This is a genomic window from Sphingomicrobium arenosum (assembly GCF_026157085.1).
GTDB lineage: Bacteria > Pseudomonadota > Alphaproteobacteria > Sphingomonadales > Sphingomonadaceae > Sphingomicrobium > Sphingomicrobium arenosum.
On the sequence record NZ_JANPVN010000001.1, the window covers coordinates 1,355,439 to 1,371,265 of the forward strand.

The following is a 15,827-nucleotide window of genomic DNA, read 5'->3' on the forward strand; positions in this document are numbered from 1 at the left end:
TGCGGGATGAAAAGGGGCGGTGTCCGGCGACGGGCGCCGCCCCTTCTTCATCTTCCGTCAAACACTCTCGGTTACCGTGGCGCGATGAACGCCGATTCACCGACCGGTCGCTATGACAGCGAGATCGAACGCGAGCTCATTCGTGCGCTGATCCAACGCGCGCGCCATTCGATCATCGCCAATATCATCGGCATCGGCATCCTGATCATCGCGGCGCTGCTGGCGCCCTATGGCGAGTTGCTGTCGATCGGCATCCTGTTTCGCATGTTCGCGGTGTCCGTCACCGCGCTCAACACCAACCGCATCCGCGATGCCTTCGATCATGATCGGCCGATCACCCCGGCGGTCGACCGCTTCGCCTGGGGCATGGGTTTCGCCGGGGTGACGTGGGGCGGATTGTTGTTCTGCCTGCCGCTGTCGGCGTTCGAGACGCTGGGCGCGACGCTGATCCTCGCGGTCGTGCTGACCGGCGTGTGCCTGATCATCGCGGTGGCGAGCCCGGTGCCGCGGGTGATGTGGAGCTATGCGCTGGGCTTTGCCGGACCGTTGTTCGCGTGGCTCGCGCTGCTCGCCCCCGTGCATGGCATCGTGCCCGCCATTGCCACCGTCGGGCTGGGCGCGGCGGCGTTGAGCCTCGGGGTCGGCATGGGGCGCGAATCGCGCGACACCGCCAAGGTGGCGATCGAGAACCAGATCCTCGCCAACAAGCTGTCCGACCTCAACGAGGAGCTGCGCGCCACGGTGGCCGAGAAGGATCACCTCGCCTTGCACGACGTGTTGACGGGGTTGCCCAACCGGCGCCATTTCGAGGCCCGCACGCAGGCCATCGCGGCGAGCGGCGGGGAGCAGCGCTGGAGCCTGCTGCTCATCGACCTCGACCATTTCAAGCGGATCAACGATGCGGCAGGCCATGGCGGCGGCGATGAAGTGTTGCGCGCGATGGGGCATCTGCTCGGCTCGCTCATCCATGCGCTGCCCGGCGAGGCCTTTGCCGCGCGCATCGGCGGCGAGGAATTCGCGTTGCTGGTCGAGGGAGTGCGCGACAGTGCGGTCAAGGACATCGGCATTTCGCTGGGCGCGAGCACGCGGGTGATCCCCGCGCCGGCGGGCTATGACGGCACCATCTCGGCCTCGATCGGGGTGACGCGCTGGGCGGCGGGCGAAGCGGTCGACCGGGTGCTGCGCCGCGCCGACGAGGCGCTGTACGACGCCAAGGAAGGCGGGCGCAATCGGGTGATGGTGCGCGATGCCGGCGTGCCCGATCTTCCCTATGAAGCGCCCAAGGCGCGTCCCGCGGGCGGCTGAACGGCCTACCGTAACGGGTCCGAAATTAAAGGAACTTCATATCTCTTCCTCGATTGGTTCGGCAAATGCGAATTGACGAGAAGGTGTTTGAAATGAAGTCCTTGGCGTATCTTGCCAGCGCGGCCGCCGCGCTTGCCCTTGCCGCTCCCCAGCCCGCCGTCGCGGGATCCGCCAATGCCGCCGCGATGGCGAGCGAAGAGGCGCTGGCCGACCTCTATCATGCCGCCGGCACGACCGACTTGGCGGCTGGCGATTATCGTTGGTTCGACGGGGCCGATGTGGCCGATGCCGCCACCATCGTGGTCGACCTGTCCGAGCAGATGGCGTTCGTTTATGACGGTCATCGCCTCGTCGGCGTGTCGACCGTGTCGACCGGCAAGCGCGGACACGAGACCCCGACCGGCAGCTTCGAGATCTTGCAAAAGCGCGAGGAGCATTATTCGAACCTTTATGACGATGCGCCCATGCCTTTCATGCAGCGGCTGACGTGGGACGGCATCGCGCTCCATGCCGGGGCGGTGAAGCCCGAGCCCGCGAGCCATGGCTGCGTGCGCCTGCCCTATGAATTTGCGCAGGCGCTGTTCGACAAGACCGATGGCAAGACGATGGTGCACATCGTCGCCTGAGGAAGCGACCCGCAAGCGAGAGAACCCGGTGGTGCCAAGGCGCCGCCGGGTTTTTTCATAGGCCGCGCCGGACCGAATGGAATTCGGCGCCGAGCAGGACGGCATAGGCCGAAATGTAGAGCCACATCTGGAGCACGACGACCGCGCCCAGCGCGCCATAGGTCGCGTTGTAATTGCCGAATTGGGCGACATAGACGGCAAAGCCCAAGGTGGCGACGAGGAGCAGGATGGTGGCGAGCACCGCGCCGGGAAAGGTGCCGCGGATCGGCGGCATGGGATGATTGGGGGCGCGGGCATAGAGAGCGGCGAGGCTGACGGTCGCGCCGAGCCCGAGAAGCAACCACAGCCCCATGCGAAGGATCGTATAGGCGAAGGCAGGAAGGCCCGGCACCATGGCCTCGGCAAAGCCCAACGCGGAGATGGCCGCGAGCGCGCCCAATGCGGCGAGCACGCCCATGGCGGTAATGGCGAGCGCGGTCAGCGTCTGGCGCACGAGGCCGCGGCTTTCCTCCACCCGTTCGATGATGTTGAGAGCGACGAGCAACGCCTTGCCGCCCTTGCTCGCGCCATAAAGCGCGGTGGCGAGCGCGATGGCGAGGCCGAGCGCGGTCTTGCCACTGTCGCCCGATGCGACCTCCATCATCTGGTCATCGACGATTCCCGCCGCGCTGGGCGGGAGCAGCGCGGTGAGGCGCGCGGCATGGGCGACGGCGTCGGACGGGTCGGCGAACAGGCCATAAGCGAGCACCAGCGCGGCGATGGTGGGCACGAGCGCGAGGAAGGCGTAGAAAGCGACGCCCGCGGCGATGAGGCCGAGATTGTCCCCTGCCCCGCGCGTCCAGGCGGCTTTCAGATGTTCGATCAACTGCATGCCAGCGCCAACGCGCGAGGGGCCGCTCCTATCCGAACAGGGTGAGATCGAGCTTTTCGCTCGGCCCGAACCAGATGACATGGTCGCGGTGATCGGCGAGATCATTGCCGGTCGAGGCATGGGCGAAGACGGTAAGCCCGGCGCGGTTGACGCCGAGCCAGCTGGCGACCTCGCCGAAGCACGGTGTCGGCACGGTCAACTGGACCGAGCCGCGTGGGTGGGGACCGACGGGGCGCGTGTGGAAATGACCGACGGGCAGGTCGAAGCGGGCCGCCAGCGCCTGCGCCAACGCGCGGGCGCGGTCCACCTCCTCGGCATCGAAATAGAGATGGACATGGAAGTCCCGGATCGTCATTTTCACCTCCCGATAAGCATTTCGTGGCATGTCGGATCGACCAGCCGAGGCTGCAAGAAGGCACAATGTTGTGCCCCCTCTTGCAATCCTATGGGCAGGCGCTAGATAGACCCCATCCAACATGATGTGGCTCCGCCGCAGGTCCGCCTGCGTCCCGGGGCCTCCTGCCTTTTCCGGGCCACGTCCCACCCGCGCACGGGACGAACGAATGGAAAAGGGGTCACAGGAAAAGCGCCCGACCTGACACCCGAGGGTCCGCGAGCATGTTCGCGCGCCCGCTGCGCTGAGGAAAACCATGGCTACCCAGGCAAAAGACGTCCCCACCCAGATGGGCCGCTCGCTGAAATCGCGTCGTATTCGCAAGATTTTCGGCAACATCCACGAAGTCTCCGAAATGCCGAACCTCATCGAGGTTCAGCGCGAGTCGTATGAAGACTTCCTGCGCTCGGACGCCGAGCGTGCCCATGTAAGCGGCCTCGAGAAGACCCTGCGTTCGGTCTTCCCCATCCAGGACTTTGCCGGCACCGCCCATCTCGACTTCGACGGCTATGTCCTCGAAGAGCCCAAGTTCGACACCGACGAATGCCGCCAGCGCGGGCTGACCTATGCCGCGCCGATGCGCGTCACGCTGCGCCTCACCAGCTTCGAGATCGATCCCGACACCGAAGCCAAGTCGGTCATCGATATCAAGGAGCAGGACGTCTACATGGGCGACATGCCGCTCATGACCGACAACGGCACCTTCATCATCAACGGCACCGAGCGCGTCATCGTCAGCCAGATGCACCGGTCGCCGGGCGTCCTGTTCGACCATGACCGCGGCAAGACGCACTCGTCGGGCAAGTATCTCTTCGCCGCGCGCGTCATTCCCTATCGCGGCTCGTGGCTCGACTTCGAGTTCGACGCCAAGGACATCGTCAACGTGCGCATCGATCGCAAGCGCAAGCTGCCGGTCACCACGCTGCTCTATGCGCTCGGCCTGAACCAGGAAGAAATCCTGTCGCACTTCTACGAGAAGGTGACCTACAAGCGCGGCAAGAACGGCTGGGAAATCCCCTTCCGTCCCGAAGCCTGGCGCGCGCAGAAGCCGGCGTTCGACATCGTCGATGCCAAGACCGGCGAAGTCGTGTTCGAAGCGGGCCAGAAGATCACCCCGCGCAAGGCCAACAAGGCCAAGAGCGACGGGCTCGAAAATCTCGTCATCCCGGCCGAGGAAATCTTCGGCCGCTTCTCGGCCTATGACCTCATCAACGAGAAGACGGGCGAGATCTACATCGAGGCCGGTCAGGAAGTGACCGCCGAGAATCTCGAGAAGCTCGACAAGGCGGGGATCGATCATATCGACCTGTTGGACATCGACTATGTCACCACGGGTCCGTGGATCCGCAACACGCTGGAAGCCGACAAGGCCGAGGACACCGACCAGGCGCTGGCCGACATCTATCGCGTCATGCGCCCGGGCGAACCGCCCACGCGCGAGACCGCCGATGCGCTCTTCTATGGCCTGTTCTTCGATCCCGAGCGCTACGACCTGTCGGCCGTGGGCCGCGTCAAGTTGAACATGCGCCTCGACCTCGATGCCGAGGACACCGTCACCACGCTGCGCCGCGAGGACATCATGGCGGTGGTGAAGACCCTCGTCGACCTGAAGGACGGCAAGGGCGAGATCGACGATATCGATAACCTCGCCAACCGCCGCGTGCGGTCGGTCGGCGAATTGCTGGAAAACCAGTATCGCGTCGGCCTCCTGCGCATGGAGCGCGCGGTCAAGGAGCGCATGAGCAGCGTCGACGTGTCGACCGTGATGCCCAACGACCTCATCAACGCCAAGCCCTCGGTGGCGGCGGTGCGCGAGTTCTTTGGTTCATCGCAGCTCTCGCAGTTCATGGATCAGACCAATCCGCTCTCGGAAGTCACCCACAAGCGTCGTGTCTCGGCGCTCGGCCCGGGTGGTCTGACGCGTGAACGCGCGGGCTTCGAAGTGCGCGACGTTCACCCGACGCACTATGGTCGTATCTGTCCGATCGAGACGCCCGAAGGTCCGAACATCGGCCTTATCAACAGCCTCGCCAGCTTCAGCCGCGTCAACAAGTACGGCTTCATCGAGACGCCGTACCGCAAGGTCGTCGACAATAAGGTGACCGACGAGGTCGTGTACCTGTCGGCGATGGAAGAGCAGAAGCACACCATCGCGCAGGCCAACGCCGATCTCAACGACGACGGCAGCTTCGTCGAGGAAATCGTCTCGAGCCGCCAGGCCGGCGAATTCCTGATGGCGCAGCGCGAGGCGATCACGCTGATGGACGTCAGCCCCAAGCAGCTCGTCTCGGTCGCCGCCTCGCTCATTCCGTTCCTGGAAAACGATGACGCCAACCGCGCGCTGATGGGCTCGAACATGCAGCGCCAGGCCGTGCCGCTCGTCCAGGCCGATGCGCCGCTGGTCGGCACCGGCATGGAAGAAACGGTCGCCCGCGATTCGGGCGCCGCGATCGCTGCGCGCCGCGCCGGCGTGATCGACCAGGTCGATGCGACCCGTATCGTCATCCGCGTGACCGAAAAGGTCGCGGCGGGCGAAAGCGGCGTCGACATCTACACGCTGCAGAAGTTCCAGCGGTCGAACCAGAACACCTGCATCAACCAGCGTCCGCTGGTGAAGGTGGGCGAGACGGTCGAGGCCGGCGAGATCATCGCCGACGGTCCCTCGACCCAGTTCGGCGAACTGGCGCTGGGCCGCAACGTGCTCGTCGCCTTCATGCCTTGGAACGGCTACAACTATGAGGACAGTATCCTCATCTCCGAACGCATCGTGAAGGACGACATCTTCACCTCGATCCACATCGAGGAATTCGAAGTCGCCGCGCGCGATACCAAGCTGGGGCCGGAAGACATCACCCGCGACATCCCCAACGTCGGCGAGGAAGCACTGCGCAACCTCGACGAAGCCGGGATCGTCTACATCGGTGCCGAAGTGCATCCGGGCGACATCCTCGTCGGCAAGATCACGCCGAAGGGCGAAAGCCCGATGACGCCGGAAGAAAAGCTGCTGCGTGCCATCTTCGGTGAAAAGGCCTCGGACGTTCGCGACACCTCGCTGCGCCTGCCCCCGGGCGTGGCCGGCACTATCGTCGACGTGCGCACCTTCAACCGTCACGGCATCGACATCGACGACCGTACGCGTGCCATCCAGGCCGAGGAAAAGGACCGGTTGAAGAAGGACGCCAACGACGAGAAGGCGATCCTCAACCGCGCGACCTACAACCGCCTTGCCGAGCTGCTCGTCGGCCAGACCGCGACCGCGGTCCCCAAGGGCATCAAGAAGGGCGCCAAGCTCGATCCCGAGATGCTCGAAGGCGTCGAGCGCAAGCTGTGGTGGAAGGTCGCCGTCGCCGACGACGAGGCGCAGGCCGATCTCGAAGCCATGAAGGCGCAGTATGACGAGGCGATCCAGCGCATCGAGGACAAGCTCGACGATCGTATCGGCAAGCTGGAAGCGGGCGATGAACTGCCGCCGGGCGTGCTCAAGATGGTCAAGGTCTTCGTCGCGGTGAAGCGCAAGCTGCAGCCGGGCGACAAGATGGCCGGCCGTCACGGCAACAAGGGTGTCATCAGCCGGATCCTTCCGGTCGAGGACATGCCGTTCCTCGAGGACGGCACCCATGCCGACATCGTGCTCAACCCGCTGGGCGTGCCGTCGCGCATGAACGTCGGGCAGATCTTCGAGACGCACCTCGGCTGGGCCGCGCGTGGTCTCGGCCAGCAGATCGGCGCGATGCTCGAGGACATCCACCACAAGGGCAAGGATGTCGCCAAGAAGGATGTCGACGGCATCCGCACGCGCCTGAAGGGCATCTATGGCGACAAATATGCCGAGGAGATCGATGGCCGCTCGGAAGAGAAGGTCATGGAGCTCGCCCAGCACCTCGTCTACGGCGTCCCGATGGGCACCCCGGTGTTCGACGGTGCGCGCGAGGCGGACGTTGCCGACATGCTCGAGAAGGCCGGTCTCGACCGCTCGGGCCAGGTGACGCTGTTCGACGGCCGCACCGGCGAGCCGTTCGACCGCAAGGTGACCGTGGGCTATATCTACATGCTCAAGCTGCACCATCTCGTCGACGACAAGATCCACGCGCGCTCGATCGGGCCGTACAGCCTCGTCACCCAGCAGCCGCTGGGCGGCAAGGCCCAGTTCGGCGGTCAGCGCTTCGGGGAAATGGAAGTCTGGGCGCTGCAGGCCTATGGCGCTGCCTACACCCTGCAGGAAATGCTCACCGTCAAGTCGGATGACGTCGTCGGCCGTACCAAGGTCTACGAAGCCATCGTCAAGGGCGACGACACGTTCGAAGCCGGTATTCCGGAAAGCTTCAACGTGCTGGTCAAGGAAATGCGTTCGCTCGGTATGAGCGTCGACCTCACCTCCGTCTCGGACGGGGAAGAGGATGATGGCGACACCCCCGCCATCGCGGCCGAATAATCGAGCGGAAGGGAAAGAAGACAATGAACGAACTGACCAACTTCGCGAACCCGGCCGCCAAGCCGGAAACCTTCGACCAGATCCGCATCGGCATCGCGTCGCCGGACAAGATCCGCTCGTGGAGCTTCGGCGAGATCAAGAAGCCCGAGACGATCAACTATCGCACGTTCAAGCCCGAGCGTGACGGCCTGTTCTGCGCGCGCATCTTCGGTCCGATCAAGGATTACGAATGCCTGTGCGGCAAGTATAAGCGCATGAAGTACAAGGGCATCGTGTGCGAAAAGTGCGGCGTGGAAGTCACCGTCTCGAAGGTCCGCCGGGAGCGCATGGGCCACATCGAGCTGGCCGCGCCGGTCGCGCACATCTGGTACCTGAAGTCGCTGCCGAGCCGCATCGGCCTTCTCATGGACATGCAGCTCAAGCAGCTCGAGCGTGTGCTGTACTTTGAATCCTATGTCGTCATCGAGCCGGGCCTCACCCCGCTCGAGAAGTATCAGCTGCTCACCGAGGACGAACTTCTTGAGGCGCAGGATGAATATGGCGAAGACGCCTTCAGCGCCGGCATCGGCGCCGAGGCCGTCAAGCAGATGATGATGGACCTCGACCTCGAACAGGAACTCGAAGACCTCAAGAAGGAACTCGAGGAAACCAAGTCGACGCTGAAGCCCAAGAAGATCATCAAGCGCATGAAGATCGTCGAGAGCTTCATCGAAAGCGGCAACAAGCCCGAGTGGATGATCCTCGACGTCGTGCCGGTCATTCCGCCCGATCTTCGCCCGCTGGTCCCGCTGGACGGCGGCCGCTTCGCGACGTCGGATCTGAACGACCTCTATCGCCGCGTCATCAACCGTAACAACCGCCTGAAGCGCCTCATGGAGCTGCGCGCGCCAGACATCATCGTGCGCAACGAAAAGCGCATGCTGCAGGAAGCGGTCGATGCGCTGTTCGACAACGGTCGCCGTGGCCGCACCATCACCGGTGCCAACAAGCGCCCGCTGAAGTCGCTGTCCGACATGCTCAAGGGCAAGCAGGGCCGCTTCCGCCAGAACCTGCTCGGCAAGCGCGTCGATTATTCGGGTCGTTCGGTCATCGTGACCGGGCCGGAATTGAAGCTGCACCAGTGCGGTCTTCCCAAGAAAATGGCCTTGGAGCTGTTCAAGCCGTTCATCTACTCGCGTCTCGACGCCAAGGGTCTGTCGATGACCCTCAAGCAGGCCAAGAAATGGGTGGAAAAGGAGCGCAAGGAAGTCTGGGACATCCTCGACGAGGTGATCCGCGAACATCCCGTGCTGCTGAACCGCGCGCCGACGCTTCACCGCCTCGGCATCCAGGCGTTCGAACCCGTGCTGATCGAGGGCAAGGCGATCCAGCTTCACCCGCTGGTCTGCGCCGCCTTCAACGCCGACTTCGACGGCGACCAGATGGCCGTGCACGTGCCGCTGAGCCTCGAGGCGCAGCTGGAAGCGCGCGTGCTCATGATGAGCACCAACAACATCCTCTCGCCCGCCAACGGCAAGCCGATCATCGTTCCCTCGCAGGACATGATCCTGGGGCTCTATTACATCTCGATGGAGAAGGAAGGCGAGCCGGGCGAAGGCTCGATCTTCACCGACATGACCGAAGTGCACCAGGCACTGAACGTCGGTGCCGTCACGCTTCACACCAAGATCGTCGCGCGCGTGCCGCAGACGAACGAGAAGGGTGAAGTCGAGATGAAGCGCTTCGAGACGACGCCCGGGCGCATGCTGCTCGGCGAAACGCTCCCGAAGAGCCACAAGGTGCCGTTCGAGACCGTCAACAAGCTGCTGACCAAGAAGGACATCGGCGACGTGATCGACGAGGTCTATCGTCACACCGGTCAGAAGGCGACGGTCATCTTCGCCGACCAGATCATGGGGCTTGGTTTCCGCAACGCCTTCAAGGCGGGCATTTCCTTCGGCATGGACGACATGGTCATCCCCGCCGCCAAGGAACGCCTCGTCGAGGAAACCCGCAGCCTGGTGGCCGATTACGAGCAGCAGTATCAGGACGGCCTGATCACGCAGCAGGAAAAGTATAACAAGGTGATCGACGCCTGGAGCCGTTGCGGTGACCAGGTGGCGACCGAGATGATGACCGAGATCCAGACCATCAACAAGGACGAGAATGGCCGCGAAGAGCCGGTCAACTCGATCTACATGATGGCCCACTCGGGTGCGCGTGGTTCACAGGCGCAGATCAAGCAGCTCGCCGGGATGCGCGGCCTCATGGCCAAGCCGTCGGGCGAGATCATCGAGACCCCGATCATCTCGAACTTCAAGGAAGGCCTGACCGTCCTTGAATACTTCAACTCGACCCACGGCGCGCGCAAGGGCCTCGCGGATACGGCGTTGAAGACGGCGAACTCGGGCTACCTGACCCGCCGCCTCGTCGACGTGTCGCAGGACTGCACGATCGTCGAAGTCGACTGCAAGACCTCGAACGCATTGGAAATGCGCGCGATCGTCCAGGGCGGCAGCGTCATCGCGTCGCTGTCCGACCGCGTGCTGGGTCGCACCACCGCCGAGGACATCATGGATGGCGATGGCGAGAAGGTCGCGATCAAGTCGGGCACGATGATCGACGAGCCGATGGCCAAGATGATCGACGATCTGGGCGTCCAGGCGCTCAAGATCCGCTCGCCGCTGATCTGCGAAAGCAAGCAGGGCGTGTGCGGCAAGTGCTACGGGCGCGACCTTGCCCGCGGCACCCCGGTCAACATCGGCGAAGCGGTCGGCGTCATCGCGGCGCAGTCGATCGGCGAGCCGGGCACGCAGCTGACCATGCGTACCTTCCACATCGGCGGCGCGGCGCAGCTCAACGAGCAGTCGAACCTCGAAGCCCCCGTGGAAGGCAAGATCGAATATCGCGACATGCCGACCATCGTCGACGCCAAGGGCCGCACGCTCTCGCTGTCGCGTTCGGGCGAACTGGCGATCCTCGACATGGACGGCCGCGAACTGTCGGCGCACAAGATCCCCTACGGCGCGCACCTCATCCACGACACCGGTCACACCGTGTCGCGTGGTGACAAGCTGGCCGAATGGGATCCCTCGTTCTCGCCGGTCATCACCGAGCATGGCGGCGTCGTGAAGTATCAGGACATCGTCGACAATCGCACGCTGGCCGAGGAAACCGACGAATCGACGGGGATCACGCAGCGCGTCATCACCGACGATCAGGCCAAGTCGAAGAAGGACGACCTTCGTCCGCGCCTCACCATGGGCGGCGACGGCGAGGATGCGGGCGTCTATCGCCTCGCGCCCGGTGCCATCGTCGCGGTCGAGGACGGGGCGACCGTCGAGGCCGGCACGGTGCTCGCGCGTATGCCGCGTGAAGCCGCCAAGACCCGCGACATCACCGGTGGTCTGCCGCGCGTCGCCGAACTGTTCGAGGCGCGCAAGCCCAAGGACAATGCGGTCATCGCCAAGGTCTCGGGCAAGTTCACCTTCGTTCGCGACTATAAGGCCAAGCGCAAGGTCGCCATCATTCCCGAGGATGGCGGCGATGCGGTCGAATATCTGATCCCCAAGGCGAAGGTCATCGACGTCCAGGAAGGCGATTATGTGAAGAAGGGCGACAACCTCGTCGCAGGGAGCCCCGATCCGCATGACATCCTCGAGGTCATGGGCGTGGAAGCGCTGGCCGAATATCTCGTCAACGAGATCCAGGAAGTCTATCGACTGCAGGGCGTGAAGATCAACGACAAGCACATCGAGGTGATCGTTCGCCAGATGCTGCAGAAGGTCGAGATCACCGTCGAGGGCGACACCACCTTGCTCAAGGGCGAGCAGGTCGATCGCGCCGAGATGGACGAGATCAATGCCAAGCTGCCGCCGCGCAAGAAGAAGGCGGATGGCGTGCCGATCCTGTTGGGCATCACCAAGGCGTCGCTGCAGACCCGCAGCTTCATCTCGGCCGCCTCGTTCCAGGAAACGACGCGCGTGCTCACCGAAGCCTCGGTGCAGGGCAAGGCGGACACGCTCAACGGTCTCAAGGAGAATGTCATCGTCGGTCGCCTCATCCCCGCCGGTACCGGCGCGGGCATGAACCGCGTTCGCATCGCCGCGAGCTCGCGCGATGCGGCACTGCGCGCCCAGCAGAAGAAGCTCGCCGAGAGCCTCGCTGCCGCGCAGACCGCCGAGGAACTGCGTGAGGCCGAAGCCGCCGAGCGCGACGCCGATCCGGAAATCGTTGCCGAAGCGACCAAGGATCCGCTGGCCGAAGTCGCACCCTCGGGTGACGGTTCGGACGCGGCCGCCGGCGATTATGCCGACGCGGGCGAGGACAAGGAGTAATAGCGACGGGGGCTCCGGCCCCCTCGCCTCTCCGACCTGAACAAAAAAGCCCCCGGTGCCGCATGGCGCCGGGGGTTTTTTTTGCTTAGTCCGCGTAGCGGTGGTCGCCGGGACCGTCGTAGAGAAGCGGCCATTGCATCGTCAGGCGCTGTGCCCTTGCGCCCTCCTCTCCCCTCAGTGACGCCGAGATGAGCAGCGTCTCTCCGTCGTCGCCGCAAATACCCCGCACCTCGAGGATCCTGGCCGCCTGGCCCACGAACGCTCGGATGGTGCCCAGTTCCGGGTAGGTCAGCGCGCGCCCGCCGATAATCACCTGATCGAGCCGATAGGAACCGGTCTCGCCGCGCTGCCGCGACAGGGAGAGTGATGACCCGGCATGTCCGGCGCATTGCCAATCGACCGTCCGGGTGGTCGGTTCGGGCGTGGACGCTGCCAAGGTGCCCCCCATCGCCGCGACGATCATACTCATGAGCATTCGTTATGTCCCCCGTTACGCAGACAGCGCGAGAAGCGCTCTCCGGATCGCTGTCGACCCGGATAGCGCCTTCTTGCATCGTAAGAGTTAATCGTTAGCAGCCGTCGCCGTTGATCACGTCCTCGCCGCATTCGCCGGCCGACTTGATGTCCTCGCCCAGCCCCTGGACCGCATTGCATGCCGACAGGGCCAGACCGGCGGTGATCATGGCCATGGCCATCAGTTTGCGCATTTCATTTCCTCCCAAAATGCATTCATTTCGCGCTTCTTTTGGAAGGGCGAAGCAGGACTGTCCAGCCGCCATGGGGGCGGCACGACAAGAGCCTCGCGGCTGCGGCATTGACGCATCATGAACCACGAAAAACCCCGCCCTTCCGAGGGGGGGAAGGACGGGGTATTCGCTTGTCGCTGTAAAGCGGTGCTTAGCAGTCGCCGCCGTTGATGACGTCTTCGCCGCATTCGCCAGCCGAGCTGATATCTTCGCCGACACCCTGAACGGTGTTGCAGGCCGAAATGGCGAAGGCACCGGCGATCACCGGAATCATGAGGAACTTGCGGATCATGCACTTTCTCCCTGTCTAGGTAGGGAGGAAACGTCAACGCGCGCAAATTGGTTGCCGTTGCGGCGGCGAAATGTCTTCAGACCGCGACCGGCGCCTTGATGTGCGGATGCGGATCGTAACCGATGAAGCTGAAATCGGTCGGTTCGTAGTCGAACAGGCCCTGCCCGCGATCCTCGATGACGAGTTGCGGGAGGGCACGCGGATCGCGCGACAATTGCGTGCGCGCCTGTTCGAGATGGTTCGAATAGAGATGCACGTCGCCGCCGGTCCAGACGAAGTCGCCGACCTCGAGCCCCGTCTCGCGCGCGAGCATGTGGGTGAGGAGCGCGTAGCTGGCGATGTTGAAGGGCACGCCGAGGAAGAGGTCGGCGCTGCGCTGGTAAAGCTGGAGCGACAATTTGCCGTTCGCGACATGGGTCTGGAACAGGCAGTGGCAGGGTGCGAGCGCCATTGCCTCGAGCTCGCCGGGGTTCCACGCGCTGACGATCTGGCGGCGCGAGGCGGGGTTGGTGCGGATCTGCTCGACGAGAAGCTTGATCTGGTCGATCGTCTCGCCGTCGGGGGTTTCCCAGCGGCGCCATTGCTTGCCGTAGACGGGGCCGAGATCGCCCTTGTCGTCGGCCCATTCGTCCCAGATGCTGACCTTATTGTCCTGGAGGTAGCGCACGTTGGTGTCCCCGGCGAGGAACCACAGCAGCTCGACGATGATCGAGCGCAAGTGCAGCTTCTTGGTGGTGAGGAGCGGGAAGCCCTTCGAGAGGTCGAAGCGCATCTGCGCGCCGAAGACCGAGAGGGTGCCGACGCCGGTGCGGTCGTCCTGGGCGGCGCCCTCGTCGAGTATGCGCTGCATGAGATCGAGATATTGCTGCATGGGTTCAGCCTAGGCGAACCCGCCTCAATCGCAAGGCTCGATCATGCTCGGCACGGGCAATTCGCCGACGACCTTGAACGTCGCGAAATAGGCATCGCCGCCTTCGAGCTGGCTCATGTCGACACGTTCGAGGCCGAGGGCATTGAATTCGCAGTCGAGGCGCCTTGGCGGCATGCCGTGACGCTTGACCGGGCGGTCGGCGTCGACGACGACGACGAGGCCGTCTTCCTTCAAGGCCTGGCGCAGGTTCCAGAGGAACTGATAGGGCTCGGCGACCTCGTGATACATGTGGACGAGGAAGATGCGATCGAAGCTGGCGTGCGGCAGGCGCGGATCGTCGGCCTCGCCCAATTGCACCGCGACATTGTCGAGTTCCTCGCGCTGGACGCGCTGGGCGAGCGCGTCGCGCACGACGGGCTGGATGTCCTGCGCGACGACGCGGCCGCGCGGGCCGACCGCGCGCGCGAGGCGGACGGTATAATAGCCCTCGCCCGCGCCGATGTCGGCGACGCTCATGCCTTCGGTGATGCCGGCGAGGTCCATCACGGCCTCGGCCTCGCCCAGCCGGTCGCGCGCATCCTCGGTCGAGAAGCGGTCGGAGACGATGGGGGCGACCGGGCGGTCGATGGTGGGAAAACCGTCCTCATCGACCTGCGGGGCCTTGTCGCAGGCGGTGAGGGCGAGGGAGAGTGCGAGGGCGATGGCGGTGGTGCGGGGAACGAGGTGGCTCCCCTCCCCTCGATCCCCTCCCCTGAAGGGGCGGGGAAGGTTTTTTGTTCTATTCGACATCGTCGTCGTCCACGACCTCGACCGCCTCGCCGGTGACGCGCTGCGACAGCGCGGCGGCCATGAAGCGATCGAGATCGCCGTCGAGGACGTCGCCCGGCGCGGTGGAGACGACGCCGGTGCGAAGGTCCTTCACCTGCTGATAGGGCTGGAGGACATAGGAGCGGATCTGGTGGCCCCAGCCGATCTCGGTCTTGGAGGCGTTGGCGGCATTGGCTTCTTCCTCGCGGCGCTGCAGTTCGGCCTCGTAGAGGCGGGCTTTCAGCTGCTTCATCGCCTCGGCCTTGTTCTTGTGCTGCGAGCGCTGCGACTGCGAGGCGACGACGATGTTGGTGGGAATATGGGTGATGCGCACCGCGCTGTCGGTCGTGTTGATATGCTGACCGCCCGCGCCAGAGGCACGGTAGGTGTCGATGCGAAGGTCGCTCTCGACGATCTCGATGTCGATGTCGTCGTCGACTTCCGGGTAGACCCAGACGCTCGAGAAGCTGGTGTGGCGGCGCGCCGAGCTGTCGTAGGGGCTGATGCGCACGAGGCGGTGCACGCCGCTCTCGGTCTTGGCATAGCCATAGGCATTTTCGCCCTTGAGGAGGAGCGTCGCCGACTTGATGCCCGCCTGTTCGCCGGCGTGATGGTCGACCAGTTCGACCTTCATGCCGCGCCGCTCGGCCCAGCGGGTGTACATTCGGCTGAGCATCTCGGCCCAGTCCTGGCTCTCGGTGCCGCCCGCGCCGGCATGGACTTCGACATAGGCGTTATTGGCATCGGCCTCGCCCGCGAGCAGCGCCTCGACCTTGTCCTTCTCGGCCTTGTCGGCGAGTTCGCCGAGGCTTTTCAGAGCATCGTCGACCATGGCGTCATCGCCCTCGGCCTCGGCCATTTCGATGAGTTCCAAGGTGTCTGCGAGCTCGCGCTCCATCCGCTCGGTGGCCTTGATGGCGGTGTCGAGGCGGGTGCGCTCGCGCATCACCTCCTGCGCCGCCTTGGGGTCGTCCCACAGCGTCGGATCCTCGACCTTGTCGTTGAGCTCCTTCAATCGCTTCTTGGCCTTGTCCCAGTCGAGGAAGCGCCGCAAGAGGTTGGTGGCGGCGTCGATCTGGTCGGCAAAACTTTGCGCTTCTGCGCGCATGGGCAAATTCCGTTCGTCAGTGGCGCCGAAAAAACCTTCGGCGCGATCATCAAGATGCG

The 15,827-nt window shown here is 64.3% G+C and carries 12 protein-coding genes; 4 read left to right on the forward strand and 8 right to left on the reverse strand.

All coding sequences use genetic code 11. From position 1 onward, the window contains the following. Nucleotides 1–84 precede the first annotated feature (84 nt). Together NUW51_RS06865 and NUW51_RS06870 are read left to right on the forward strand one after the other, a co-directional pair. The gene (locus NUW51_RS06865; RefSeq protein ID WP_265564019.1) at nucleotides 85–1,305 is read left to right on the forward strand and encodes a GGDEF domain-containing protein; all 1,221 of its coding nucleotides are present in this window, start codon (nucleotides 85–87) and stop codon (nucleotides 1,303–1,305) included. Nucleotides 1,306–1,397: 92 nt separating this feature from the next. Further along, nucleotides 1,398–1,931, forward strand: coding sequence for a L,D-transpeptidase family protein (locus NUW51_RS06870; RefSeq protein ID WP_265564021.1), 534 nt, complete (start codon nucleotides 1,398–1,400; stop codon nucleotides 1,929–1,931). Between the two features lie 55 nt (nucleotides 1,932–1,986). Here NUW51_RS06870 and NUW51_RS06875 read toward each other — a convergent pair whose 3' ends face one another. Continuing rightward, nucleotides 1,987–2,802, reverse strand: a complete 816-nt coding sequence (locus tag NUW51_RS06875) for a YihY/virulence factor BrkB family protein (RefSeq protein ID WP_265564023.1) — start codon at nucleotides 2,800–2,802, stop codon at nucleotides 1,987–1,989. Between the two features lie 28 nt (nucleotides 2,803–2,830). After that, a complete protein-coding gene (locus tag NUW51_RS06880) occupies nucleotides 2,831–3,157 on the reverse strand; it encodes a DOPA 4,5-dioxygenase family protein (protein WP_265564024.1) in 327 nt (108 codons plus the stop codon). A gap of 295 nt (nucleotides 3,158–3,452) precedes the next feature. Between NUW51_RS06880 and rpoB the strand changes: the two genes are divergently transcribed. Together rpoB and rpoC are read left to right on the forward strand one after the other, a co-directional pair. After that, nucleotides 3,453–7,628, forward strand: coding sequence for a DNA-directed RNA polymerase subunit beta (gene rpoB / locus NUW51_RS06885; RefSeq protein WP_265564026.1), 4,176 nt, complete (start codon nucleotides 3,453–3,455; stop codon nucleotides 7,626–7,628). A gap of 23 nt (nucleotides 7,629–7,651) precedes the next feature. Next, nucleotides 7,652–11,944: a DNA-directed RNA polymerase subunit beta' gene (gene rpoC, locus NUW51_RS06890; protein ID WP_265564028.1), complete on the forward strand. Its 4,293-nt coding sequence runs from the start codon at nucleotides 7,652–7,654 to the stop codon at nucleotides 11,942–11,944. 85 nt (nucleotides 11,945–12,029) lie between these two features. Here rpoC and NUW51_RS06895 read toward each other — a convergent pair whose 3' ends face one another. The 6 genes from NUW51_RS06895 to prfB all read right to left on the reverse strand — a co-directional run bounded on the left by NUW51_RS06895 (nucleotide 12,030) and on the right by prfB (nucleotide 15,768). Continuing rightward, nucleotides 12,030–12,413 carry a hypothetical protein gene (locus NUW51_RS06895; RefSeq protein ID WP_265564030.1) on the reverse strand — a complete coding sequence of 128 codons (384 nt, stop codon included), beginning with the start codon at nucleotides 12,411–12,413 and terminating at the stop codon, nucleotides 12,030–12,032. Nucleotides 12,414–12,513: 100 nt separating this feature from the next. After that, nucleotides 12,514–12,651, reverse strand: a complete 138-nt coding sequence (locus NUW51_RS06900) for an entericidin EcnAB (RefSeq protein ID WP_265564033.1) — start codon at nucleotides 12,649–12,651, stop codon at nucleotides 12,514–12,516. A 190-nt stretch (nucleotides 12,652–12,841) separates the two neighbouring features. Further along, the gene (locus tag NUW51_RS06905; RefSeq protein ID WP_322597081.1) at nucleotides 12,842–12,982 is read right to left on the reverse strand and encodes an entericidin A/B family lipoprotein; all 141 of its coding nucleotides are present in this window, start codon (nucleotides 12,980–12,982) and stop codon (nucleotides 12,842–12,844) included. Between the two features lie 76 nt (nucleotides 12,983–13,058). Continuing rightward, on the reverse strand, nucleotides 13,059–13,853 hold the full coding sequence (locus NUW51_RS06910; RefSeq protein WP_265564035.1) for a thymidylate synthase: 795 nt from the start codon (nucleotides 13,851–13,853) through the stop codon (nucleotides 13,059–13,061). A 24-nt stretch (nucleotides 13,854–13,877) separates the two neighbouring features. Then, the gene (locus NUW51_RS06915; RefSeq protein WP_265564037.1) at nucleotides 13,878–14,642 is read right to left on the reverse strand and encodes a class I SAM-dependent methyltransferase; all 765 of its coding nucleotides are present in this window, start codon (nucleotides 14,640–14,642) and stop codon (nucleotides 13,878–13,880) included. Next, nucleotides 14,632–15,768, reverse strand: a complete 1,137-nt coding sequence (gene prfB, locus NUW51_RS06920) for a peptide chain release factor 2 (protein WP_265564039.1) — start codon at nucleotides 15,766–15,768, stop codon at nucleotides 14,632–14,634. Before prfB ends, NUW51_RS06915 begins: the two co-directional genes overlap by 11 nt. Between the last annotated feature and the right edge of the window lie 59 nt (nucleotides 15,769–15,827).

Coding starts and splice junctions, on each gene's coding strand:
- NUW51_RS06915 (WP_265564037.1), bottom strand. CDS start 14,642: ATGTCGAATAGAACAAAAAACCTTCCCCGCCCCTTCAGGGGAGGGGAT.
- NUW51_RS06895 (WP_265564030.1), bottom strand. CDS start 12,413: ATGAGTATGATCGTCGCGGCGATGGGGGGCACCTTGGCAGCGTCCACG.
- NUW51_RS06905 (WP_322597081.1), bottom strand. CDS start 12,982: ATGATCCGCAAGTTCCTCATGATTCCGGTGATCGCCGGTGCCTTCGCC.
- prfB (WP_265564039.1), bottom strand. CDS start 15,768: ATGCGCGCAGAAGCGCAAAGTTTTGCCGACCAGATCGACGCCGCCACC.
- NUW51_RS06865 (WP_265564019.1), top strand. CDS start 85: ATGAACGCCGATTCACCGACCGGTCGCTATGACAGCGAGATCGAACGC.
- rpoC (WP_265564028.1), top strand. CDS start 7,652: ATGAACGAACTGACCAACTTCGCGAACCCGGCCGCCAAGCCGGAAACC.
- NUW51_RS06910 (WP_265564035.1), bottom strand. CDS start 13,853: ATGCAGCAATATCTCGATCTCATGCAGCGCATACTCGACGAGGGCGCC.
- NUW51_RS06900 (WP_265564033.1), bottom strand. CDS start 12,651: ATGCGCAAACTGATGGCCATGGCCATGATCACCGCCGGTCTGGCCCTG.
- rpoB (WP_265564026.1), top strand. CDS start 3,453: ATGGCTACCCAGGCAAAAGACGTCCCCACCCAGATGGGCCGCTCGCTG.
- NUW51_RS06875 (WP_265564023.1), bottom strand. CDS start 2,802: ATGCAGTTGATCGAACATCTGAAAGCCGCCTGGACGCGCGGGGCAGGG.
- NUW51_RS06880 (WP_265564024.1), bottom strand. CDS start 3,157: ATGACGATCCGGGACTTCCATGTCCATCTCTATTTCGATGCCGAGGAG.
- NUW51_RS06870 (WP_265564021.1), top strand. CDS start 1,398: ATGAAGTCCTTGGCGTATCTTGCCAGCGCGGCCGCCGCGCTTGCCCTT.